15 protein-coding genes, 1 tRNA gene, 2 pseudogenes and 1 riboswitch are annotated in these 22,562 nt (G+C 60.4%); of the genes and pseudogenes, 13 read left to right on the top strand and 5 right to left on the bottom strand.

The window, feature by feature from the left end:
* Positions 1–5 precede the first annotated feature (5 nt).
* From ihfA to CMG77_RS03005, 5 genes are all read left to right on the top strand, one after another.
* A complete protein-coding gene (gene ihfA / locus CMG77_RS03025; protein ID WP_024459887.1) occupies positions 6–314 on the top strand; it encodes an integration host factor subunit alpha in 309 nt (102 codons plus the stop codon).
* Positions 295–654, top strand: a complete 360-nt coding sequence (locus tag CMG77_RS03020) for a MerR family transcriptional regulator (RefSeq protein WP_024459888.1) — start codon at positions 295–297, stop codon at positions 652–654. The genes ihfA and CMG77_RS03020 overlap by 20 nt, the downstream gene beginning before the upstream one ends.
* A gap of 90 nt (positions 655–744) precedes the next feature.
* A tRNA-Pro gene (locus tag CMG77_RS03015) sits at positions 745–821 on the top strand.
* A gap of 290 nt (positions 822–1,111) precedes the next feature.
* Positions 1,112–1,396: a peptidoglycan-binding domain-containing protein gene (locus tag CMG77_RS03010; protein ID WP_286807210.1), complete on the top strand. Its 285-nt coding sequence runs from the start codon at positions 1,112–1,114 to the stop codon at positions 1,394–1,396.
* A 166-nt stretch (positions 1,397–1,562) separates the two neighbouring features.
* The gene (locus tag CMG77_RS03005) at positions 1,563–2,192 is read left to right on the top strand and encodes a hypothetical protein (protein WP_286807212.1); all 630 of its coding nucleotides are present in this window, start codon (positions 1,563–1,565) and stop codon (positions 2,190–2,192) included.
* A gap of 51 nt (positions 2,193–2,243) precedes the next feature.
* On the opposite strand, the gene CMG77_RS03000 is transcribed toward CMG77_RS03005, so the two are convergent.
* Entirely contained in the window at positions 2,244–2,615 is a 372-nt protein-coding gene (locus CMG77_RS03000) for a thiol-disulfide oxidoreductase DCC family protein (RefSeq protein ID WP_286807213.1), read from the bottom strand.
* A gap of 120 nt (positions 2,616–2,735) precedes the next feature.
* Here CMG77_RS03000 and CMG77_RS02995 point away from each other — a divergent pair, with 120 nt between their 5' ends.
* Complete coding sequence (locus tag CMG77_RS02995; protein ID WP_286807214.1) at positions 2,736–4,037, top strand: serine hydrolase domain-containing protein; 1,302 nt, start codon at positions 2,736–2,738, stop codon at positions 4,035–4,037.
* Between the two features lie 122 nt (positions 4,038–4,159).
* Here CMG77_RS02995 and CMG77_RS15740 read toward each other — a convergent pair.
* Both CMG77_RS15740 and CMG77_RS15735 read right to left on the bottom strand, forming a co-directional pair.
* Positions 4,160–8,146 (bottom strand): annotated as a pseudogene (locus CMG77_RS15740) (alpha-2-macroglobulin family protein).
* Positions 8,147–9,383: 1,237 nt separating this feature from the next.
* A pseudogene (locus CMG77_RS15735) lies at positions 9,384–9,965 on the bottom strand (Ig-like domain-containing domain); the annotation flags it as partial.
* Between the two features lie 324 nt (positions 9,966–10,289).
* Between CMG77_RS15735 and CMG77_RS02985 the strand changes: the two are divergent.
* The 6 genes from CMG77_RS02985 (at position 10,290) to CMG77_RS02960 (ending at position 17,785) form a co-directional block, all read left to right on the top strand.
* Positions 10,290–12,221 (top strand): MltF family protein, encoded by a 1,932-nt coding sequence (locus CMG77_RS02985; RefSeq protein ID WP_286903587.1) that lies wholly within the window; start codon positions 10,290–10,292, stop codon positions 12,219–12,221.
* Positions 12,222–12,286: 65 nt separating this feature from the next.
* Positions 12,287–12,444, top strand: a riboswitch (cobalamin riboswitch).
* A 112-nt stretch (positions 12,445–12,556) separates the two neighbouring features.
* Complete coding sequence (locus CMG77_RS02980) at positions 12,557–14,404, top strand: TonB-dependent receptor plug domain-containing protein (protein WP_286903586.1); 1,848 nt, start codon at positions 12,557–12,559, stop codon at positions 14,402–14,404.
* A 21-nt stretch (positions 14,405–14,425) separates the two neighbouring features.
* Complete coding sequence (gene cobO, locus CMG77_RS02975) at positions 14,426–15,043, top strand: cob(I)yrinic acid a,c-diamide adenosyltransferase (protein WP_286807220.1); 618 nt, start codon at positions 14,426–14,428, stop codon at positions 15,041–15,043.
* A gap of 8 nt (positions 15,044–15,051) precedes the next feature.
* Positions 15,052–16,089, top strand: a complete 1,038-nt coding sequence (locus CMG77_RS02970) for a FecCD family ABC transporter permease (RefSeq protein ID WP_286807224.1) — start codon at positions 15,052–15,054, stop codon at positions 16,087–16,089.
* 3 nt (positions 16,090–16,092) lie between these two features.
* Entirely contained in the window at positions 16,093–16,875 is a 783-nt protein-coding gene (locus tag CMG77_RS02965) for a heme ABC transporter ATP-binding protein (protein WP_286807221.1), read from the top strand.
* On the top strand, positions 16,868–17,785 hold the full coding sequence (locus CMG77_RS02960; protein WP_286807222.1) for a cobalamin-binding protein: 918 nt from the start codon (positions 16,868–16,870) through the stop codon (positions 17,783–17,785). Before CMG77_RS02965 ends, CMG77_RS02960 begins: the two co-directional genes overlap by 8 nt.
* Position 17,786: 1 nt before the next feature.
* Here CMG77_RS02960 and CMG77_RS02955 read toward each other — a convergent pair whose 3' ends face one another.
* Complete coding sequence (locus tag CMG77_RS02955; RefSeq protein WP_286903585.1) at positions 17,787–20,999, bottom strand: DUF3857 domain-containing protein; 3,213 nt, start codon at positions 20,997–20,999, stop codon at positions 17,787–17,789.
* A 260-nt stretch (positions 21,000–21,259) separates the two neighbouring features.
* Here CMG77_RS02955 and CMG77_RS02950 point away from each other — a divergent pair, with 260 nt between their 5' ends.
* Positions 21,260–22,012 carry a SapC family protein gene (locus CMG77_RS02950; protein ID WP_024459901.1) on the top strand — a complete coding sequence of 251 codons (753 nt, stop codon included), beginning with the start codon at positions 21,260–21,262 and terminating at the stop codon, positions 22,010–22,012.
* An 85-nt stretch (positions 22,013–22,097) separates the two neighbouring features.
* Here the strand turns inward: CMG77_RS02950 and CMG77_RS02945 are convergent, their stop codons facing one another.
* Positions 22,098–22,544: a universal stress protein gene (locus tag CMG77_RS02945; RefSeq protein ID WP_286804766.1), complete on the bottom strand. Its 447-nt coding sequence runs from the start codon at positions 22,542–22,544 to the stop codon at positions 22,098–22,100.
* Positions 22,545–22,562: the final 18 nt, after the last annotated feature.

Here is a 22,562-nt window from a genome sequence, read left to right as displayed (position 1 = left end):
GAACTATGTCGGGCGGGGCTCTCACAAAAGCCGATCTAGCCGAAAAACTCTACGACGAGCTTGGCCTCAACAAGCGTGAGGCCAAAGAGCTCGTGGAGCTGTTTTTTGAGGAAATCCGGCGGTCACTGGAAAGCAACGAACAGGTAAAACTGTCCGGATTTGGTAACTTTGACCTGCGAGATAAAAGCCAGCGCCCGGGGCGCAACCCGAAAACCGGGGAAGAAATCCCCATCAGCGCCCGCCGGGTGGTCACCTTCAGACCAGGACAAAAACTCAAGGCCAAAGTAGAAGCCTATGCTGGAACCAAGCCATAACGACGAATTGCCGGTCATTCCGGGCAAGCGCTACTTCACCATTGGTGAGGTCAGCGAGCTTTGCGCCGTGAAACCCCATGTACTGCGCTACTGGGAGCAGGAATTCCCCCAGCTCAAGCCGGTCAAGCGTCGGGGTAACCGCCGGTACTATCAGCGCCAGGATGTGCTCACCATCCGCCAGATTCGGGCCCTGCTGTACGATCAGGGCTTCACCATCGGCGGCGCCCGCCAGCAGATGGAAGGGGAGACGGCCCAGCAGGACGCCAGCCAGTTCAGCCAACTCGTCGGCCAGATGATCGCCGAGCTGGAAGAAGTCCTGGAAGTGCTGAAAACCCGCTAAATCAGGCACTTGCAAAATCACGATTTTGCGGTATCATGCCCATCCCTGTGACGGACAGCCCCAACGGCACCGCTCACAGCCAGCCAAAATCGGAGCGTAGCGCAGTTTGGTAGCGCACCACACTGGGGGTGTGGGGGTCGCAGGTTCAAATCCTGCCGTTCCGACCAAATACCATCGTTTAAGCCCTTGATTCCCAAAAGGAATCAGGGGCTTTTTCGTTTCTGGTCTTCTTTGTGCTGTCGCGCTTTTCCCGTAGGGCGGATAAGCGCACAGCGCGCATCCGCCGCAACCAATCGATGTTCCTAAACAGCACTATCTGATTTTGTGACAAAAGTCCGGCTACTCGGCTAAAAACCGGTATTAAACTCGTTATAATTGCGTGACGAGGAAACCGATTATGGGATGATCTGGTTTTCTGTAGTGAATTTTAAGAGACCACGGAAACAGGAGGTGTAAGGTGTCTTACGCGAGTCAGTTTAACAGGGTAAATCTCTCCTCTTTACAGCGTAGCGTCGGAAATGGCGGCGCTAACCTTCCTCTTGATGTGCTTCTTATCCAGCGTTTGCTGAATGGCACAAAGCACTTGTATCAGGGTAAAGAACCATTGCTGCCGGATGGGATCTATGGTCCCGCCACAGGGCGTCAAATATCCCTTTATCAAAAATCTGTGGTGGGTATGGTAAATCCCGATACGCTCATAAATATCAATCGAGCTACCCATCGAAGCCTGGGACGTCGTTGAAATCGGACTACTTACTCAATCAACTGATTCATTCGCAGTTGAATCATCAATGGCAATGATCATGCTGAAGAAATCGCGCGGGATGCCAGGGATTTTGAGGACCTGCTCTTTGCTTCCTCTGCACAGAAACTGTTCCGATTGATGCCCAACAACAGGTTTGCACACTATGCGTAGTCTTGGACTCCTCGGTCTTTTTTGGTTGGCTCTGTCTGTTCCGGCTTGCGCCGACACCAGCGAGGCTTCGGCCGAAGCCGAAAGTGATCCCGATACTGTCGATGCGAAGAAACAGCAGGAGGGTAACAGGAAGGACCTCGTGCAGCCGCTGCCAGAGGGGTGGGAATCTTACACCCATAGCGATTGGCTGAAATCTTTAGACATTACCGATTGCAAGACCGAGAATCAGGGCAGTGAGCCCCGTCGAAAGCATTGGATTACTCTTGAGGAGCGCTTGAGGTTACTAAGCCTGACCTGTGAGTTCGGCGCCTATCAGGATGCGTTTCACCTGTTCGTCGTTGATGTTCAAGCCGCAACGTTTAAGAAACTGATCCTGCAGCCACCTGAAGGTTCGGAGGCCACAGAATCCGGCGATCTTGCCAGAGGCGTCGTGTATATGAGTGAGCAAGGTGACAAAGTCGAGTTTGTCCATTTGTCCGCCGCCACAGGTGCTTGTGGATGGCGAGCCATTTATTCAATAAAGAACATAAAGCGGGGTGGCTTGGTCACTCCCGATACTGCGTTTGGTGACGACGATTGCTACAACGGTGTAACCGTTGAAGGTTGGTCGGAAATTCACTGATAACAAGGGTCGAGGTTGGTCGGTGAGAAATGGGTTGCTTCCAACCGCAAGCTAGCCTCGACCACTTTTCCTCAAGCGACGGTCCACCCAGGCGTGATAGCTGCGGGATAATAACCCGCGAATGCCGGGAAGGCCGATCAGCCACGCTACGGGTCGCAACAGACGGGTTTTTCGCATCAGCAGGATGTAGGCATCCAGCTCCCGGTGTATCTGCCCCTCGCCATCTTGCACATGCAGTTCGCGCAGGGCCCTGTCGGGGTCTATTCCACGCTGTTTCAGTTCGTCATCGCGGCCGGTTATATCGACCCATTGGACGGCTTCGCCGGCGCTACCCGCCAGGCGCTCATAGCGCTGGCGGTCGGCCACGCAGCGGGGGCAGGCGCCGTCGTAGTAAACAATAAGGTGGTCGTCGTGGTTGCTCATGGTAAGAACCTGTCTGTGGCTGAGCGTGGGTGACGATTTGTATGATGTATACCGTATAATGACGGTACCATAAACGACCTATGTCTAACACAGAGAGTGGAGCGACGGATGAAAAAAATAATGACGATTGGATGGGCGATGCTGGTTCCGGTGTTGCTGGCGGCAGGCTGTACCACCACGGAGACCTCAAAGGGCTTCGAGTACCCTTCGGACATTGCTCGGGTGGGCGCTGATCCGGCCAAGGCGGCAGAGATTGATGCGCTGCTGAAATCCTTTGTGGAGGAGAAGAAAACCAACAGTGTGGCGGCGTTCGTCGCCCGGGACGGGAAGGTACTGTATTCCGAGGCCTTTGGCTGGAGGGACATGGAGGCGGGCGTGCCGGCCAGTGTGGATGACTACTACGCGCTTTTCTCCCAGACCAAGGCGGTGACGACCGTCGCGTTTATGACGCTGGTGGAGAAGGGACTGGTGGATATCCATGATCCTGTCTCTAAGTATTTTCCGGGTATTCCGGATCAGGTCATTACCGAGCTTCACGACGACGGTCGCTATGAGACACGCCCGGTTGAGACGCCGATGACTTTTGTGCATCTGATGGCGCATACGGCGGGTTTCGATGCCCATCTGGCGGGGGAGCTCCGTAAGCAGCACAGTGGGGAGCCCATGGGGTTTCTCGGTTTTGGCGGAAAGGAGCCTGATTTCGTACCCATCGGTCAGCATACCTCCGGTGGGGATTTCAGCGCAGAGTATCTGGAAGAGGAAATGCTCGCATTGGCGGAGTACCCGTTGGGCTTTGATCCCGGCGCGGAGTGGCACTATCACCTGAGCACCAACATGCTGGGTTACCTGATTGAGCGGATTTCCGGGCAGCCGCTGCGTGACTACGTGAAGGAAAACGTGCTGGACCCATTGGGTATGGACGATACCGACTGGTTTCATGCACCGGAAGATTTTGATCGCTTCGTCAAACCTTACCGTGCAATCGACGGTGAGTTGGTGCCGGGTACGGAGTTGTATATCAAGGGTGCTGTCACCGAACAGCAGACCTATGCGGAGGGCGCCATTGGCCTGAATGGCCCGATCGAGGATTACGCCAAGTTCTGCCAGATGCTGTTGAACAAGGGCGAGTTTAACGGCCAGCGGATTCTTGAGCCGGAAACCGTGGAGCTGATGACCACGGTAAATCGCCTGCCGCTGGCGAGCCGACCGTTTGAGTTTGGCTTGGGTTTTGAGCTGTATAACGATGAAAAGGAGCCGGTACCGGCGGTATCCGACTCCGCTTACGCCTGGGGCGGACTTTTGGGTACGGCCTATATTATCGACCCGGAAAAGAACATGATCGCGCTCTTTTACCGAAATATGTATGAGCGCGAGGAGCTGTACCCGCAGTTCCTGGAAAAGGCCTATGAGCTAATCGAGTAGGTCGGATTAGCGAAGCGTAATCCGACATCCCGGTAGAACAGGTTCCGTGTGTGTCGGAGGCGGGGCAGCGATTGTCGGATTACGCGCTGGGCGCTAATCCGACCTACGGGCTCTGCGGGCCATCANGGNGTTTCGACNACCCGGACGNTTTCNGTNGCNGAGCGGCCGAAAGTTTCCGGTTGGTACATCTCTTCGGCTTTGGCCGGTGGTACCACGAACTCACCGGGCGTGGTGGCCAGCGCGGTGTATTCGTAGTGATACACGCCGGGTTCCAGTTGGGTGCTGAAGGCTTCGGCGCGGTCGTCGCGCAGTTGCTGGTGGTTGTACCAGTGCCCGGGTNGGATTCGGCTGCCCATGATTCCTCGTTCGTTCTCCCGGATCGGCGCACTGGTTTCCAGGGCGGGATTGAGTGCTTCGAAGCCCGCCGGCAGGCGGTCGGTAAGGGCGACGTGGTGGCGCCGGGCGGGAACTGTGAGGGTGAGCGTCACACGCACGGCGGCGCCGGCTTTGATGTGCCAGGTGCCGTCGTCGGCCTGTGTGACATCGTCAGGATCATTGACGGCTTCATAATGGCGCGCCACCTGAAACCCGTGTCGGGCGGCATCCAGTTGTAAATCCGCCGGGGNGTATTCCATTCCGANTCGGTAGTAGAGACGACCTTGTCCCTCGTGTTGTAGTGCCAGAGTGGTTGTGGGTTCNCCGCTTTGCAGTTCACTCATTGAAACCCCGGTGCGGGTGGGCTTGCCGCCCCGGCCCTGAAAGGATTGCTCACCGAGGTAGCGGTCACCCAGCCAGGCCNGAGCGGTCAGGTCGGGCACTTCGGCTTCCCGGGCCNGGAAGTAGTGTTTCAGGGCGAGCAGGACGAAGACGTTTTCCTGAGTGTTGCCCCAGTGGCCATTGCGGCGGTGGTTGACCAACCCGCGCGCGAGTTTTTCGATCAGGTCACTGTCNGGGCGGGCGCTTAGCAGTGCGTCCAGAACCACCGCGTCGGTGCGTCGACTGCCGTGCAGCACCCAGTGCCCGCCACCGGCATAGTCTTCCACAAAAGAGGCGGTGGCCGCAGTTTCTCGCAATTGATTGGTCAGGCGGCGCAGGATGTTTTCGTGCAGCGGCTCCGCACTCGGCTCGTTGGCCGTGGCGCTCAATAACCAGCCCATGGCTTCAAGGCTCAGCTCGCTCTCCGTCTGCCGGAAATGATCGATGGCAGCGGAGGCNACTGNGTCACCCGCCAGGGCCTGCACATAGATGCTGTAGGCAAGCACGCTATTNCCGGGTTTTTCCGCCATGNATTTGGGGAGTTGCTGGGCGACGGAGCGGGTATAGCTCAGCGCCGACTCCAGAACCCTGGCNGGAACCTCGTAGCCCGCCTCACGGGCTCGCAACAGGGCGTGNGTGACGTGGACTGAGAGATACGCCTGAGACGTCTCATTGCGCANCCAGAANCCCCAGCCGCCATCGNGATTCTGCAGCTCTTCCAATCGGCCCAGAAGGTCGCCAACACTTTGTTGTATGGCNNCCTCANCCGGTAAGCCTTCCGCATTGAATGTGCCCAGTAATTCATTCAGGCTGGCAATGGCCATCAGGCGNGAGGCCAGTTGTTCGGCACAGCCGTAGGGGTAGTCGTACAGGTACAGGAAGGCGTCCTGCAGGGATTGGAACTGGGTGCTGCTGGTAGTCAGGCTCAGGCCGCCAAAATCCGGATAGACGNTNTCGGGGANGNNGANNTGTAGNAANTTNTTGCCCNCGGTCAGGCTGCCGTATTGNGCAAAGGCTTCGTCGGTNGCNGGGCGTTGAACNGGAACGGCGACNTCGGCCGCNTCCNGTCGCTCGCCGGANCGGACGATCACCTGCACGCGGGCTTCACCCACCTGAATCGGTTCAGCANTGAAGCGGACCTCGCGCCGGTCGTTGGCGGGAATGGTCAGCCGTCGTCCGGGGGCGCCGCTCAGTGTCAGGTTGCTGGCCCGCAGCGCGAGCTCAACGGTCATGGCCTGGTCGGTGGTGTTCTGTACCACGACGGGCAATTCGGCCCGGTCGCCCAGGTTCAGAAAGCGCGGCAGGGAAGGGCGGACCATCAGGGGCAAGCCAACGTCNATCNGGGCANCCCCNGCACCGAACTGCTGCTCGGTGTGGNCCACCGCCATTATGCGATAGCGGGTGAGGTTGTCCGGTAGCGTGAAGGAGACNTTTGCCTCGCCTTTTGAATCCAGGGTAACCGTGGATTCAAAGGTGGCCAGGGCACTGAAGTTNTGGCGCAGTGTGACNGNNGGNTTNGNGCTTTCGNNGGGGCCGCGNNCNANNGCCATCGACATNNNTATNNCGNGNACTNCCGANACCATGACTTCTTCGACNANACCGTCGTTNGCGTCTTNTGGNACNAGNGGNATCTCNGCNCGCGANCGGTATTCNANNACNCCNTNNATGNCNGCGCNATACATTTCAGNNAGNGGNTCGGGCAGGGTGTAGCCCGCCATATCCANTACCGCCTGATCAACNGCATANANCGTNACTTCNGCGTCCGCCGCGGGCGCGCCCTGCGGGCCGGTTACCCGGGTGGACACCTCAANCGGGTCGCCGGGTTTAAAGGCTTCCGCACTCGGGGTGACCTCGACGCTCAGTTGNCGGTGAGTGTTNCTGACCGGCAGNGTCAATTCTCCGACCGCNATCTGGGGCAATGATTGGCCCTCGGCAGGTGTTCCGCCAATCGCTTCGGCGGTGACCACCAACTGGGGCAGGTAGTTGTCNTTGATGGGTACTTCCAGCGTATGGGTACCGTCCTCCAGNTAGTGATAGTCCACNTCGACCAGCCCCTGNCGCTGCACGGTCACCAGNGTGTGCGCCTNGGTNAAGGGNGTCTGTATNTGAACNNNGGCGGTATCNCCCGNGGCGTANTCATCCTGNTCNGGNATCANTTGGACGCGNGGTTGCTCNTCATAGGTGGGCCCNATGTCGTTNATNGGGCCGGCNACCCAAAGGTGAATCTGTGAGCGGCTTTGACGGCCTTCGGTGTCCGTCACCGTGGCGGAAATCCGATACTGCCCGCTGTCGGCGGGGCTGAATTCACAGGTCTGTTTTTTATCTGACGGCGTGCAGTTGANGGTGTCCTGTGTCTGCCAGTTGCCGTCTTCCCAGGCCAGGCGTTCCACCTCGATGTCGGGCGCATCCGTGGTCACGGCGTTGCCGTCGATATCGACCGTCACCCACTGAACGNTGATGGTGTCTTCGNTATGCGCGAAGCGNTNNTCGGTNCGCANCCCNACGTAGNGNTNGCNCGGGTGCANNANNAAAGTGTNGTTGGTGCTCCACTGTTGNCGATTGACGTCGGTAACGGTCGTGGTCACATCCAGTGTATGGGGAAACAACAGATCGGAAAAATCCAATGCCTTGTTGGGGGCAATGCTCAACCGNTGTTCNCCTTNGGTATTGGTTTGCCCCGANGCCTGNTGCTGCCANCGGGCTTCCTCGGGTTGGGGCCAAAAGCCGTGCCCCCACATTGGGGGGACGCGACCAAAATGGTAATCGGACCANCCCNGCGGNGCATAGCGAGCCGTATTCAGGGTCAGTTGCCANTCCACCGGAGCGTTGGGCAGTGGGCCACCGGCATAGTAGCTCGCCCGGGCCGTGGCCTGTAAGGGCGCTTGTGCGATAGGGCGTTCGGCGCTGAAATTCAGGTCGACCTTGTATTCGGGGCGGCGGAAGGTNTCNATGNGNAANCTGTGNCCNCCNNAANANTNNTNNANNNCNTTNTNNCCNCGGAANAGGCGNAGTTCAATNNCNGCCGAACCGGACGCGGCNCTGCTGGGCAGCGGTAGAGAGAGGTCAAAAGCGCCGGACTCGNTCAAGGNTAGCCGCCCCTGGTCGAGTTCATTGCGTTGACCATCGTAGGCCGTCCACTCCAGNTGGGTCAGATCCTNGGGGTAGTGNAGGTCGCCCTCGACGCCGAANCCGCGCTCGCGGATAAGGCCTTTCAGGTGGACGGTTTCGCCGGGTTGATAGAGTTGGCGGTCGGTGAAGGTGAANGTCGGGTAGCGATAATAGTTNTNTTCGNCCCGGNAANGCGAGCNNNAGNCTGTNTNCNNNAAACAGAGCCTGATCGGACTGGCTCTCAACCATCAACGACGAATGNTCTTCTCTGTCCGATAACGGCAANGAAGCCAGTCCATTGTCATCGGTTGATGCGCTGATCGCTCCGACGTGTACCCGCGCATCCGCANTGGGCGTGCCCGTGGTCAGGTCGGTNACCCANGCGGTGACCCGATCGCGTTCCGCGTAGGTGCTTACTNCAAGATTGGTGACTTGCAGCCATTGNCCANATTGGGCCTGGTTATAGCGGTATCGGCNATTGTCTTTGTTGTCCATTTCAGGNGACGACGCAAANACCAACAGGTGGCCAAAGCCCTCCTCGTTCAACCACGNATCCAGCGAAAGGCGTGTGACCGTCATTGTGTTCGCTTCGGCATNNANNGTCAGGGTGTGGTTTTCCAGTAANGTGCCGGGCTTCTCCGGCTTTTCCTTATCAACTGCTCGACGGTAGTTCAGGCGGTAGCGCTGGAANTCGGACCAGTCGTCNGGTGTGACCNGGCGGACTTCAATGTNCAGTGTCTGGATATTCCGGCTGACGATGGGCAGCGTGGCAAAGGCCCCGGGCAGGGTAATCAAATCTTGACCGGGCAGGGTGAACATCGGAGGGTAGGAGGCGATAGTGACCTTCGTGACCAGGTCTTCTTCCAGCGCCCGACCAAACTCGTCTGTCGTGCCAGNGGGTAGTGTCAGTGTGTANTCGGTCTCCGGCTGAAAAGAGCCGCGCAATTGGATATANGTGCCGTAGTGAGAAATCTCCAGCCCGTCCACGTCGGGGGATACCTCAAGCCGGGATTTGTCCCAGTCNTCGGAAAGACGATGGCTGAATTGTAACGAAACCCCTTCATCGGGTGTGCACTNGCGCTCGGCACAGTCNTTACGCTCGATCCGCAATGGGCCGGCGGTGCGAAAGGAAAANGCTTGGTCGGCTTTGGTCAGCCGGTTGCCGGCCNTGGCCGGAGTGCCTTGCGCCAAGGTCAGTGAAAACGTCTGATTCCAGGGGAGTGGTTCGGAGGGTGTCAGGGCCAGCCACTGTTCGGCCGGCANGTCGTCAATCAATGCCTTGTATTCGTCCTGCGCCAGGGTATCCGGGTCGNCCCGTTTCAGTGCGTGNGTGTGTTGCTTATCTTTCAGGCTCACATGCTCAAGCAATTGGTTTTTGTCGATGGCCTGNTTGAAGATCAGGACCAGAACGGGTTGCTTGCNAGTGACGGCGTTGTCGCCGGGGTAAAAGTNGGTGACCGCCAGCGGNGCNGTGGNAAATTGCCACTGNGCGGTGGTGGCCAGGGGGACNCCNGCGGCNGAGGTAAAACCCTCCTCAAGGGTCACGGTGTAGTCCGTGGCCATGGGCAAGGCATCACCGGTGGGCTCGAAGACCAGGCTTTGGGTATCCAGCCAGCGCCACTGCCCCTCAACCTCGGGGGTCAGGGTAANGGGAATGNCTTTTTCCAGCGTCTGCTCCAGGCGGGTGAGCGGCACCATGGGTTCGGAAAACGTGAGGCTGACCAATGCGGCCCGCTCGANNTCACCCTCCGGCGCATAGCGNACCANNNGCGGAGNTGAAGGGTTCTCGTCCGGTGTCAGGTCGTNCGGCCTGGGGAANGCGGGCTCGGCGGTCGGTCCGGTCGGTGGGGNGGGNGTATCGGCCGTGGTATCGGTTTTTGCGGGCCCGGAAGCGGCCGGCAGTGGCGGTAGCGATTGCAGCAGCGCGGCGGTNTCCTGTTCGCTCAGGGTTTGGTCTTCGCNCAGCCCGCCGGGCTGGCAGCCGGTGAGCGCCAACAGGCCAAGGCCANAAATAAGAGGGGAGATGAGTCTGGCCGCCCGCCGGCGTTGCCCTTGAGTATCCATGCTTGATCCTTTCACTCCGATGTTATCCGCTGTGCCCCTGACAGGGCGTTCCCGATGGTGCTGCCCGANGGTGCTGATTGTGCAATCTGAAAGCTCAGACAGTAGACTGTAGCAAATAATCCCNCTACCGGATTGAGAGGATCACTATGCGCGCATTTCTGTGGNGNTTGTCACTGATGTGNCTGTCCATCGCNGGNTGCAGTCAGGACGGNTCCGAGAGTGNCANTTCCCCGGCGGGCGAAAAGGTGCCCGATACCCCAGNTCGGNTATGTCGAGACNGGNGATCTCGACGCGCTGAAATCCCGGGGGCAATTCCGGATTCTGGTGCATCGGGCCGCGGATGAGTATTTGCCGCGGGCCGGCTATCCGCTGGATGTGGAGCGGGAGATGGCCAAGCGGTTCGCCCGGGAACAGGGGCTGGAGCCTGTGGTGATTTCGGTTCCCGAGTACGGAGACCTGTTGGCGCAGCTGTTGGCCGGTCGGGGCGATATGGTGGCGGCCAACCTCACGGTGACCCCCGAGCGGGCCGAGCAGGTGGGTTTTACCCTGGGGGTTGATCAGACTCGGGAAGTTCTGGTGGGACGCAGCGGAGAGCCCGCCCCCGAGGGGGTCGCGGACCTGAGTGGCCGGCGGGTCGGGGTCATGCGCGATACCAGTTTCTGGGAGTTGGCCGATACCTATTTTGCCGAGGTGCCGGATATCGACCCGGACATCGAAATAGTGCCGCTGCCCTCGACCATGACCAGTGACGAGGTGCTCGATGGCCTGGTGGCGGGCGAGTACGATTTTGCGCTGCAGGACAGTAATGTCATGGACGTGGTCCGTACTTACCGGGACGATGTACAGGTGCAGCTCACCCTGGGGGAGCGACGCCCGCTGGCCTGGGCGATTCGCCCCTCCAATACCGCGTTGCTTGAAGAACTCAATCGCTTTCTGACCCGCGAACGCCTGACACGCACCGATATCCGGGCGCATACGGACGATCTGGCGGGCATCAAGGAACGCAAGGTGTTGCGGGTGATTACCCGGAACAACGGCGCTACTTACTATCTGTACCGGGGAGAGTTGGTCGGTTTTGAGTACGAACTGGCCAAGCGCTTTGCTGACAGCCTGGGCGTGCGTCTGCAGATGGTCGTGGCCGACAGTGACGAGGCGATGATCCCGATGCTCAACGAGGGGCGTGGGGATATGATTGCCGCCTTCATGACGCGCACGGACGAGCGCGCGGATCGGGTGGCCTTTTCCCGTCCCTACCACTACGCCACCGAGACGCTCGTCGGACGCGCGGACGAGCCGGCCATTGACTCGCTCAAACAACTGGCGGGCCGTACCCTGCACCTGCGCCGATCCAGCAGCTATTGGTCAACAGCCGAGTCAATCCGGGAGCGGGGGGTGGATGTGACCCTCGCGCCGGTCTCTTCCACCATGGAAACGGAGGATATTCTGGCGCGCGTGGCCGATGGCACCTATGACCTGACCATCGCCGACAGCCATATTCTGCAGTCGGAGCTGACCTGGCGGGATGATATTCAGGGTCTGTTGCCCCTGGGTGACCCCACCAACCAGGGCTGGGCGGTGCGCCCGGAGAATCCGGAGTTGCTGGCGGCGGTGAATGCGTTCTGGAAAAAGGAATACCGTGGGCTGCATTACAACATTCTGTACAAACGTTACTTCGAGGACGACGCCCGCATCCGTGAGCAGCGGGCCGGACGGGTGGATGTGTCGGAAACGGGGGCGCTTTCACCCTGGGATGAACTGGCCCGGTCCTACGCGGAGCAGTATGGCTTTGACTGGCGCCTGATCCTGGCGCAGATGTATCAGGAGAGTCGGTTTGATCCGGCGGCCGTGTCCTGGGTGGGCGCCAAGGGCCTGATGCAGGTCATGCCCCGTACCGGCAATGAGTTGGGGCTGTCTCCCCTGGATGATCCGGAAGTCAGTGTGCATGCCGGCGTCAAATACATGGACTGGCTGCGCTACCGGTTCCCGGAGCGGCTACCGGTGGACGAGCAGATGTGGTTTTCCCTGGCGGCTTACAATGCCGGCGTGGGACATGTGCGCGACGCCCGCCGCTTGGCGGACCAGCAGGGGTGGGATCCGGACCAGTGGTTTGGCCATGTGGAAAAAGCCATGCTGTTGCTCACCCAACCGCGCTATTACCAGAAGGCCCGATTTGGTTTTGTGCGCGGCCATGAGCCGGTGAGTTATGTGCGCCACATTCGGGATCGTTACCGCGCCTATGCCCGACTGACGGAGTAGTGGCAAGCCTGCCTCCTTGGGGGTACCGCCTGTGCGTCGTTGACTTTCCCGCGGCGCTCCCCTACATTGCCGCCTCGACACAGGGTGCCTGCTGCCCCCGACTCCTATCGAGGCTGAGCAGGTTAAACGGGAAGTCTGGACAATCCAGCGCTGCCCCCGCAACGGTGATCAGGGTGAATCATGGCCCTGTAAGCCCGATACCGGCCCTCTGTCGCGTTCTATGATGGAGCGGAGGGCTACCATCCGGCAATCCTTCACGTGCTGCCCCGCGCAGCCGCGTCGCTTTGCGTTTCCTCCCTCCCCATGTTGTCTTTGATCAAACATAGGGGATTACTGTGTTTAAAACATCTGTACTCAGTGCAGCGGTCTTCGCTGCCTCGGTCCCGGCGCTCGCCGTGGCCCAATCATCCCAAGCCTCTTTTGACCCGGCGTCGGCCAACTCACCGTTGGAAACCCTGGTGGTGGTCGCCTCCCGGACCGAAACACCGCTGCGCCAATTGGGTAGCTCGGTCGCCGTGTTGGACAAGCAGGACCTGAAAAACCTGGGCGTACAGTCTCTGGCCGACGCGCTGCGGACCATGCCGTCGGTGTCCATTACCAATGCCGGTGGACCGGGCAAGGCCAGCTCGGTGCGGGTGCGCGGTGAGTCCGGTTTCCGGACGTTGGTGCGCGTGGATGGGGTGGATATCACCGACCCCACGGGGCCTCAGTCGAGCAGCCAGGTCCATCACCTGTTGACGGCCAACGTTGCCCGGGTCGAGCTGCTTCGTGGCCCACAGGGCATGATGTACGGCGCGGATGCGGGCGGTGTACTCAACGTCACCACCGATCATATCAACGACGGAATGCAGTCGGGCCTGAGTGGTGAAGGCGGCCGCTACGATACCCGGAATTATTCCGGTTATGTGGGCGGTGGTAATGAGCAGGGCGACTTTTATCTCTCGGCCGCGCGCGCCGATACCGAGGGTTTCAGCGCTCGATCCGACGATCCCACCGGGGAGGCCGATGGCTACGAAAACACCACGCTGCACGCGCGCGGTGGTTGGAATCTGGATCGGGATTTGCGGGCGCAGATCGTCGTGCGTGATACCGAAGGCACATCGGAATTTGATAACTGCGGCTTCCCGGTAGCGACGCAAGACTGCGTTGATCAGTTTGAGCAAACCAACGCGCGGGCCAGCATTACCCACCGTAATCAGAGCGGCGCCAATACCTTTGCTTACTCTCAGACCGATGTGGACCGGATCAACTACGCCGATGGCGCTGTGTCCTATCAAACCGAAGGGAAAATCGCCAAGTGGGAACTGAACGGTAAAGTGGATCTTGCCGACTCTCACACCCTGGTGTACGGCGCCGAGCATCGCCGCGATGAGGTGATGGACCTGGAGCGCGAGCAACGCGGGGCCTACCTCGAGTATCAGGGTGCTTATCAGCAACAGTGGTTTGTGACCGCCGGTGTGCGTCAGGATGATAATGACGATTTTGGCAATCACACCAGCTATCGTCTGAGCACTGCTTACCGGGTGCCGCTGTCCAGTGGTGAGCTGAAGTTCAAATCGGCTTTGGGTACCGGGTTCCGCGCACCCAGCCTGTCGGAAATCGACTATAACCGATCACAGGAACTTCCACCGCCGTCGTTGGACGCCGAAGAGAGTCGAGGTCTGGATCTGGGTGTCGAATATTTCGGACGCAATGGCCTGCACCTGGAAGCGGTCTGGTTTGATCAGAAAATCGAAGACGAAATCTTTTTCGATATGATCGCCTACAGCGGTTATCTGCAAGATGGCGTCACCAGTGAGTCCCGAGGGGTAGAGCTGAATTCCGAGGTGCCTTTGGCCGACCAGTGGCAACTGGTGGGTAACTACACTTACGTCGACACCGAAGCCGGCGATGGCAACCCTCGCTCACTGCAGCCGCGTCATCTGGCCAATGTCGGTCTGCGCTACTCGCCGGTGGAGGCACTCACGGTGGCGCTGGACTGGCGCACATCCCGGGATCGGCAAGAGGGCACCACCGAGTTGGACGATTATCAGGTGGTCAACGCCAATGTGCGCTATCAGGTCATTGACGGTATGGTGGTGTTTGTGCGCGCGGAAAACCTGCTGGATGAGGACTATGTCGAAACCCTCAACTACAACACCAGCGGCGCGGCCGGCTATGCCGGTGTAGAGTTCACCTTTTAGGCACTAATGACAGGACACTCCATGAGTGACACGAACGAAGAGCGCAAGGCGGCCCGTCACAAGGCCGCCATGGTAAAACAGAAATCCCGGGTGGATGCCCGCATCGCTGAGGCGGATACCGATCGCGGTGTGGCCATTCTGTTGACCGGTAACGGCAAGGGGAAATCCAGCTCGGCCTTCGGCATGGTGCTGCGTGCCCTGGGCTATGGCCAGACGGTGGGCGTGGTCCAGTTCATCAAGGGCGAGCAGCTCTCCGGGGAGGAAATCTACCTCAAAGAGCAGCTCCCCCAGGTGCGCTTTTACCAGATGGGCACCGGATTTACCTGGGATACCCAGGACCGCAGTGGGGACATTGCCGCCGCCGAACGGACCTGGGCCCAGGCGGCGGAGATGCTCAATGACCCCGCGCTGGATCTGGTGGTGCTGGATGAGCTGACCTACATGCTGGCCTTTGACTATCTGGATGAGGCCACCGTGCTCTCGGCCCTGGCGAACCGGCCGGCTCATCAGAGTGTGGTGGTCACCGGGCGGGGTGGCGGTGCTGAACTGCAGGCACTGATGGATACCGTCTCGGAAGTGAAGGATATCAAGCACGCCTTCAACGCCGGGATCAAAGCCCGTCGGGGCGTGGACTACTGACCGTGGTGGTGCTCGCCCGCACCCGCCAGAGCCGGCGCCGTCAGGGTACGATTGTCCTGGGGGGCGCGCTGGTGGTCAGCGCACTGCTCTCGCTGTGGCTGGGCTCGGTGAACCTGGGGGCGGTCAATGTCCTCAAGGCCCTGGTGGGGCTGGAGGCGCCCGGGCACACCGCGCAGATTGTGCAGGCAATCCGACTGCCTCGTGCTTTGCTGGCGGCGTCGGTGGGAGCTCTGCTGGCGCTGTGCGGCGCTATCCTGCAGGGGTTGTTCCGCAACCCACTGGCGGACCCCTCCCTGATCGGTGTGACTGCCGGCGCCTCCGTGGGTGCTAGCCTGATGATTGTGCTCGGCACGGGGATGAGTGGGGTGCTAACCGGTGTGGCCGGTATGTCCTTGGTATCCCTAGGCGCGTTTCTGGGTGGGCTGCTTACCGTGTGGTTGGTCTATCGGGTGGCGACCGGCATCAATGGCACCTCCGTGGCCACCATGCTGCTGATGGGCATCGCGGTGTCCGCTCTATCTGCCAGCGCCACAGGGCTGCTGGAGTACTTTGCGGACAACGAAATGCTCCGGCGGATCAGCCTCTGGCGGATGGGCGGCCTGGAAGGGGCCAACCTGACCCGAGTGCTACTGGCCGGCGGTATTCTGACCGTGGCACTGCTGGCTCTGCCGTCCTTCGGGCGGGCGCTCAATACGCTGCTTCTGGGTGAGTCTCAGGCCCGCCACCTCGGGGTGGATGTCGAGCGGCTGAAAACCCGGTTGATCATTCTGGTGGCGGCGGGGGTCGGGCTCTCAGTGGCGGTGGCCGGCAGCATCGCCTTTGTCGGGCTGGTGGTGCCGCACATGATCCGGCTGTGGGTGGGGCCGGATCATCGCTACCTGTTGCCCCTGTCGGCGCTGGGGGGCGCGGTGTTGCTGTTGCTGGCGGATGTGGCGGCTCGCACCGTGATGGCTCCGGCCGAATTGCCCGTGGGCCTGGTGACGGCCCTGTTGGGGGCGCCATTCTTCATTTCCCTGCTGCGCCAGCGCCGCTTTGAAGGGGCTTAGTCCATGTCATTACTGCACATCGATCAACTGAGTGTCTGTATTGACGAGCGCGAACTGGTCTCCTCGGTGTCACTGGCGGTACAGCCGGGTGAAATTCTGGCTTTGATCGGGCCCAACGGGGCGGGTAAGACCACACTGCTGCGTGCCATCAGTGGCGACCTGAGTCCGGGCGCGGGGGAAATCCGGTTCAACGATCGGGTGCTGGCGCACTGGCCCGCGGGCGAGAAGGCCCTGGCGTTGGCGGTGCTGACCCAGTCCAATCCGCTGGCCTTCCCGTTTACCGTGTCTGAGGTGGTGGCGCTGGGGCGCACGCCCCACAGTACCGGCGTGCTTATCGATGAACAGGTGTGTGCGGAGGCCATGGCGGCGCTGGATGTGACGCACCTGGCCGAGCGGCTCTATCCGTCCTTGTCGGGCGGTGAAAAGCAGCGGGTGCAACTGGCCCGGGTGATGGCCCAGATCTGGCGCCCGGATACCGCCGCCGGTAGGCTTCTGCTGCTTGATGAGCCGGTGGCGGCACTGGATCTGGGCCATCAGCGCCAGTTGATGCAGGCGGTGCGGGCCTTTGCCGATCGGGGGGTCGGGGTGGTGATGGTGGTGCACGATATCAGCCTGGCCGCCGCATACAGCGATCATCTTCTGGCACTCAAAGATGGTGGTCGGGTGGCCTATGGTTCGCCGGATGAGGTTGTGAATACGGCGCTGATTGCGGATCTGTTCGATACGGAGGTGGAGGTGATTCCCCATCCGAAAACGGGAAAACCGGTGGTATTGGCCAATGGGTAAACGTAAGGGTTTGTTTCGTCGGTTTTTGACGGCGTTTATTTTGCTGCTTGGTTTATCCCTCGGACTCCATGCACTGGCCCAGATTCAGGTAACGGATGATCTGGGCCGGGAGATCACTCTGGAGCAGCCGGCCACGCGGTTGATTGCGCTGGCACCGCATATCGTGGAGAACGTCTACAGCGCCGGCGCGGGTGACCGATTATTGGCGGCGGTGGATTACAGTGACTATCCACCGGAAGCCCAAAAGTTGCCGCCCCTGGGGAGCGCCCAGTCGGTCAGTGTTGAGGCCGTTTTGGCACTGGAGCCCGATCTGGTGTTGATGTGGGCCACCGGTAACAGTCGGACCTTGCGTCAGCAGTTGGAGCGGCTTGGAATCAACGTGTATGTGGATGAGCCACGTACCCTTGAGGATGTGGCTCGCTCGGTCCGCTCCATCGGCGCACTCACGGGAACCGGGGATAGCGCTGAACAGGTCGCCCAGAGACACCTGAATCGATTGGCCGAGCTGCGGGCTCGATACAGCGAGCGAACACCGGTCAGCGTGCTGTATCAGGTCTGGCATCAACCCCTGCAGACCCTTAACGGCGAACACCTGGTGAGTGATGTAATTCGCCTGTGCGGTGGACGCAATGTCTACGCCGATGCCAAACCTCTGGCACCGACCATCAATATGGAGTCGGTGTTGGAGCGCGATCCCCAGGTCATTGTGGCCAGCGGTATGGGAGAGGAGCGCCCGGACTGGCTGGATGAGTGGACGTCGTGGTCCGAGTTGACGGCGGTACAGCAGGACAACCTGTTTTTTGTGCCGCCGGATCTGATTCAGCGGCACACGCTGCGCATCCTGGATGGCGCCGAACTGTTCTGCCGGCACATTGACCGGGCCCGCCAGCGCCTGTCAGACGACCCCTGAGTTAGCGGGTCGCCTGATCCGAGTGTCGACTGCGGGTCACCGGGCGGGAGAGGGCGTCGATGGCGTTCAGGGTAAACGCCTGGAAGTCGCGGTAGTCGTTGGCCGAGAAGCGGCCGGCTTCGAGTCGGTAGTCAAACTGATGGGTCAGCGCATCAGCGCCGGCGAGGGACCTTGAGCGAAAGTGACCAAAGCGGGACTGGTCGTGCTGGTCGACCACCGGTTCCGGGGTCCGTTCGTCCTCCACCGGGTAGGTGATGCGGGAGGTCAGCCGCAGGGGGTAGGCGATCTCAAAGTCCGTCTGTCGATCGTGCACGTAATGACTGCTGAGATAGTAGCGCTCCCAGTAGGCCGGATCGATGACCGCCGCCTGACCCCGCTGGCGCGCGCTCCGGCCGACCCGGTAGTCGAGCGTCAGGATCAGTTCCTTCTCGGTGTCGTCCAGGTTGTCCACGGACAGTGATTCCACAATCACCGGCCGGCCATTTTCCCCGAGGAACCGCTGCACCCAATTGAGCCGCTCGCGGGGCTCGATATCTTTGAAATAGCCGCGCAGGCTGGAGGCAAAGTAGGCGCTCATGGTCAGGCTTTCCCGCACCCGGGTTTCGCCGTTGGGCAGGGCGCTCAATGACCGACGGATGTCGACTCGGCTGGGGTCGAGGGCGGGCACCTGAACCAGCGCAGGGCGCTCTCCCAGGGTCAGCGTCCAGGTGCTTCCCAGCCCGTCCGGTGCGACCCCGAGCAGATCGATGTTTTTGTTGGTGGCATCGATAAAGGTGCCGCCATTCCACTCCGGCAGATACACGACCATATGATCAAACTGATCGATGCTGGGCATGTCGGGGTCCACCGGGCCGGACAGATTGGCCAGGGCCAGCTCGGCGGGAATCCCGGCTTCGCGCAGCAGGCGCCAGAGCAGTACCGAGTGGTCCTTGCAGTCGCCAAAGCGGTCCTGAAGAATCTGCTGCGGTGGGTTGGGGGTGTAGCCGCGCACCCCGAACTCGAGCGCTTTGTAGGTCAGGGTGCGTTGCACATAGCCGGCAAGGGCGGCTATGCGTGCCCCGGTATCGTCCGGGGCGAGGCCGTCGGTGAGTGTGGCCACCAATGCATCCAGCTCCGGAGTGTCCGCGAGAATGACCTCGTTCACCCGCGTCCGGTAGTCTGATCCGGCTTCCCGCCACTGATTTTTACTGACCACAACCACACTGGCCATATAGTCTTCATCGTCCACTTGCATCGGCTCCCACAGCGCCGGGGTCGGGTTTTCCACGGTCCAGAGCAGAGAGTTCCGGCGCTTTTTGGGCTGGGGCGCGTTGGTCTGGTTGTACAGCAGGTAATCCAGTTCGCCCTCGATATAGAGCGCCGATAGCCCGATCGGACGCTGGCCGGACAAATATAGGCGCTCGAACGGGAATCGCTCGGCCGGGGAGCGCTGTTCCAGAGTGTATTCAAACTCGATCCGGTAACCCGGCGCCAATCCGGCCACCGGGGCGCGAACAACCTTGCCGAAGGTGGCCTGGTCGTAGTCCTCGGCATCGCCAATGTACAGGCTGCTCCGGTCCAGTGAAGACACCCGCTCGCCGTCTTCGTCAAACACCTCGAGGCGGTTTATATACAGGCGTTCAGAAAGCGGGTTGTAGCGGGCCATCAGCGTGCTGTGACGATTGACGCCGGCGGTGTCGTGCACCTGGATATGACGCACCTCGGTGGTTTTGAGCGGTCTGGCCGGGTCGTAGTGATAGGCCGTGACCGTCAGGGGGTAATGAGAGTCATAGCCGTCTATATCACTCACCTCGTCCGGAGGCGTCAGGGCGGGCCAGGCCACCGGCTCAATGGGGGTGTTGATGGAGGCGGAATCGCCCTTGCCCAACTGGGCGTTGGTGAAGCGCAGGTATTCAGCGGTGGCCCGGTCACCGGGCTGCAGGACCAGTGCCTGCTCGAATGACGCCTTGGCCTCCCGGTAGCGCTCAAGATGGTATTGGGCATCGCCCCGATAGTTGTACACGGTATTGGAACCCAACCCCCGTTCAATCAGCCGATCGCTGTAGGCGATGACCGCTTCGTAATCCCGCATGTCCCCGAGCACATCCATCCGGGTGAGGTGCAGGTTGGGGGAGTGAACCCCCCGGCGATCCGCCTCATCCAGAACCGTCAGGGCCTGCTGGTAGGCGGATCGGGCCCGGGCGACTTCTGCCTGCGCCTGGATGGCGACTGCGCCGGGCTGGCGGGGGCTGTGCTGGTCTAACACGGCCTGGGCCTGGTCGGCCCGATCCTGTTGCAGCAGGCTCTGCACATACGCGTAGAGGTCGTCTTCTGACAGGGAACCCAGTGCAAAGCCGCGCTGATAGTGGTCGATGGCGGCTGGATAGTTCTGCAGGTGGTACTCAAACCAGCCCAGCCAACCCTGGATCATGGCGTCGCTCTGGGCCTGAATGTCCGGGTGCTGCATGAACGCCAGCCCGTCCCGGTAGCGGTTCAGCAAGTTGTAGGTGGAGGCGGTGTTATTGATATAGACCTTGTCCTGTGGATCGAGTCGGGCGGCAAGGGCAAACCCTTTTACCGCGTCCAGATGGTTCTCTGCATTGTGGAAGTAGAGCCCGGCGGCGTTGTAGAACCAGGCTTGCGCCACGGGGTCGGCCGCAGCGTTGGGCTTTGACCAACTCACAGCGTCGATGACCTCTTCGGACAGAGTATCCAGGGCCGCGTCGTCCAGGGTGGTCCAGACGGCAAACAGGTGGGTGCAATCACCCCGGTTGACCAGGTGATAGCGAAAGCGCAGCGGCAGCTCATTCTCCCTGGGCAGAAGCCGCTCCCAGGACGCCGCCTCCTGTTCGCCAATACGTCGGGATTGGGGGTTGCGGACTCCCGGTGTGGGGTATTCGTGCCCGATGGCCCGTAACAGAGCATAGCGCACCGCCTCTTTACCGGGCCGCCAGTCGGTGAAGCAGGCGGGGACCGAGACGAAGGCTCCCTGCCAGCGCTCCCCGCCAATGTCCGGATGGCTGACATGCTCACTGACCTGTGGCCAGTGGGTCCAGTCGCTCCCGGTCAGGTCCAGTTGGTAGCCAAACGGCGATTCATAGGTCCCGAACGGCTGGCCGCTGGTGACGGGTTGAGCCTCGGAGGATCGGTTTTTCGCGGCGATAGCCCCGGGCGTCAGGACGGTCAACGCCAGAACAAGACTGGCAATACGATACAGGGGAATGCGAGGGGGCATGACGGAGGGTCCTTTATCCGGGTCCTTTTTCCGAGCCGTGATGGCTTATTATGGACCACAGCGCTCATGGGGAGTATGGCACGGGGGTCGCGTTTGTTCTGGGAGTCTAGCCGGAAAGTCCAGGGTGGGCAAATGGCGCGCCAAGTGGCCACCGAGGGGGATTTCGGGTGGTGACAGAGCTTCGGATAATGCTAGTATTTGTCCTTTCTTGCATCACGGCGCCCGGTGCGGCGCTTGAGAATAACAACTGAGGTAATATCGTGTCGAAACAATTGCTGATCTACAACAACATCTCCCCCGTCTCCAGCGAAGCGCACCGCGACTGGTCGATCCAGATTGACAACCACGCCTTTGCCGAGGAGCTGAATTCCGTGCCGCTGCTGGCGACCGAGATCACCTCTGTGGCCCGTGAACTGCCGGTGATTTTTGCCAAGACCCAGGACGATGGCGGTTTTGTTCCCCTGGCGGTGATGGGCCTGAAGAAAGGCCAGAACCTGTTTCTGGACGAGAAAAAGCGCCTGACTATGCGCTATATCCCGGGCTTCCTGCGCCGCTACCCCTTCGCCTTCGCCAATGACGGCAAGACGGACAACTTCACCCTGTGCATCGACGACCAGTTCGAAGGCTGGAGCAAAGATGGCAGCGAGGGCAAGCGCCTGTTCACCGAAACGGGCGAGCAGACCGAAGAACTCAAGGGCGTCATGGAGTTCCTGAAGGACTACCAGTATCGCGCCGAGCTGACCAATGTGTTCTGCAAACGCCTGTCCGAGCTCGAGCTGCTGGAGCCGATGGAAGCCAATATCAAGCTGAAAGACGGCCAGGAAGGCGGCGGTTTCAACCTGACCGGTTTCTACGTGGTCAACCGCGAAAAGCTCAAGAAAATCAGCGACGAAGACGTGTTGGACCTGTTCAAGAAAGACGGTCTGGAGCTGATCTTCAGCCACTTGCAGTCCATGCAGAACCTGAATGCACTGGTCAACAAGTACTCAGAGCAGTCCAAAGAAGCCGCCTGATTGTTTCGGTGGTTCAAAAAACCCGCACTGGCTGCGGGTTTTTTTGTGCCCGGCGTTCGGGCATCGGGGGCGCGAGCGGGGCAGATCAGGTGCCCTGGGCGGGTTCGTGGATGCGCACGATTAAAACGTCACAGGCAGCCTGGTGCAGAATATCGGTCGCGGTGGTGCCCAGCAGTCGCTTCAGTCCCTTTTCCCCGTGACTGCCGGTCACGATGACATCGGCGCCGAGCTTGCCGGCAAGATAAGTGATCTCCTGGGGCGCGTCGCCAAACAGTATGTGAAGGTGGTCGGGAGGTAGCGCCATGCCATCTGCATACGCCTGCAGGCGGGGAAACAGCTCCTGACGTACCTGCAGTTCCCCGTGGCGATGGTTGCGCCCGGTGCCGCTACCCAACGCTGTGACCGGGTGTTCGGCCACGTGGACCAGATGGAGGTGCGAGCCTGCTGTCGCGAGCTTTTTCGCGCCGCTCAGGACCTGGGCAGAGTCCTGGGTCAGATCCAGTGCCACCAGGAGGGTGTTATAGCGGGACATGGCAATCTCCCTTAACCG

The organism is Marinimicrobium sp., from assembly GCF_002695945.1.
GTDB lineage: Bacteria > Pseudomonadota > Gammaproteobacteria > Pseudomonadales > Cellvibrionaceae > Marinimicrobium > Marinimicrobium koreense.
Note: the sequence above shows the minus strand (reverse complement) of the source record. Positions and strands in the feature narration are given on the sequence as shown.

Bases quoted from the DNA above. Each gene is read 5' to 3' on its own strand.
- CMG77_RS02965 (WP_286807221.1), top strand. From the start codon at position 16,093: ATGTCATTACTGCACATCGATCAACTGAGTGTCTGTATTGACGAGCGC.
- CMG77_RS02945 (WP_286804766.1), bottom strand. From the start codon at position 22,544: ATGTCCCGCTATAACACCCTCCTGGTGGCACTGGATCTGACCCAGGAC.
- ihfA (WP_024459887.1), top strand. From the start codon at position 6: ATGTCGGGCGGGGCTCTCACAAAAGCCGATCTAGCCGAAAAACTCTAC.
- CMG77_RS02960 (WP_286807222.1), top strand. From the start codon at position 16,868: ATGGGTAAACGTAAGGGTTTGTTTCGTCGGTTTTTGACGGCGTTTATT.
- CMG77_RS03000 (WP_286807213.1), bottom strand. From the start codon at position 2,615: ATGAGCAACCACGACGACCACCTTATTGTTTACTACGACGGCGCCTGC.
- CMG77_RS02995 (WP_286807214.1), top strand. From the start codon at position 2,736: ATGACGATTGGATGGGCGATGCTGGTTCCGGTGTTGCTGGCGGCAGGC.
- cobO (WP_286807220.1), top strand. From the start codon at position 14,426: ATGAGTGACACGAACGAAGAGCGCAAGGCGGCCCGTCACAAGGCCGCC.
- CMG77_RS03005 (WP_286807212.1), top strand. From the start codon at position 1,563: ATGCGTAGTCTTGGACTCCTCGGTCTTTTTTGGTTGGCTCTGTCTGTT.
- CMG77_RS02955 (WP_286903585.1), bottom strand. From the start codon at position 20,999: ATGCCCCCTCGCATTCCCCTGTATCGTATTGCCAGTCTTGTTCTGGCG.
- CMG77_RS03020 (WP_024459888.1), top strand. From the start codon at position 295: ATGCTGGAACCAAGCCATAACGACGAATTGCCGGTCATTCCGGGCAAG.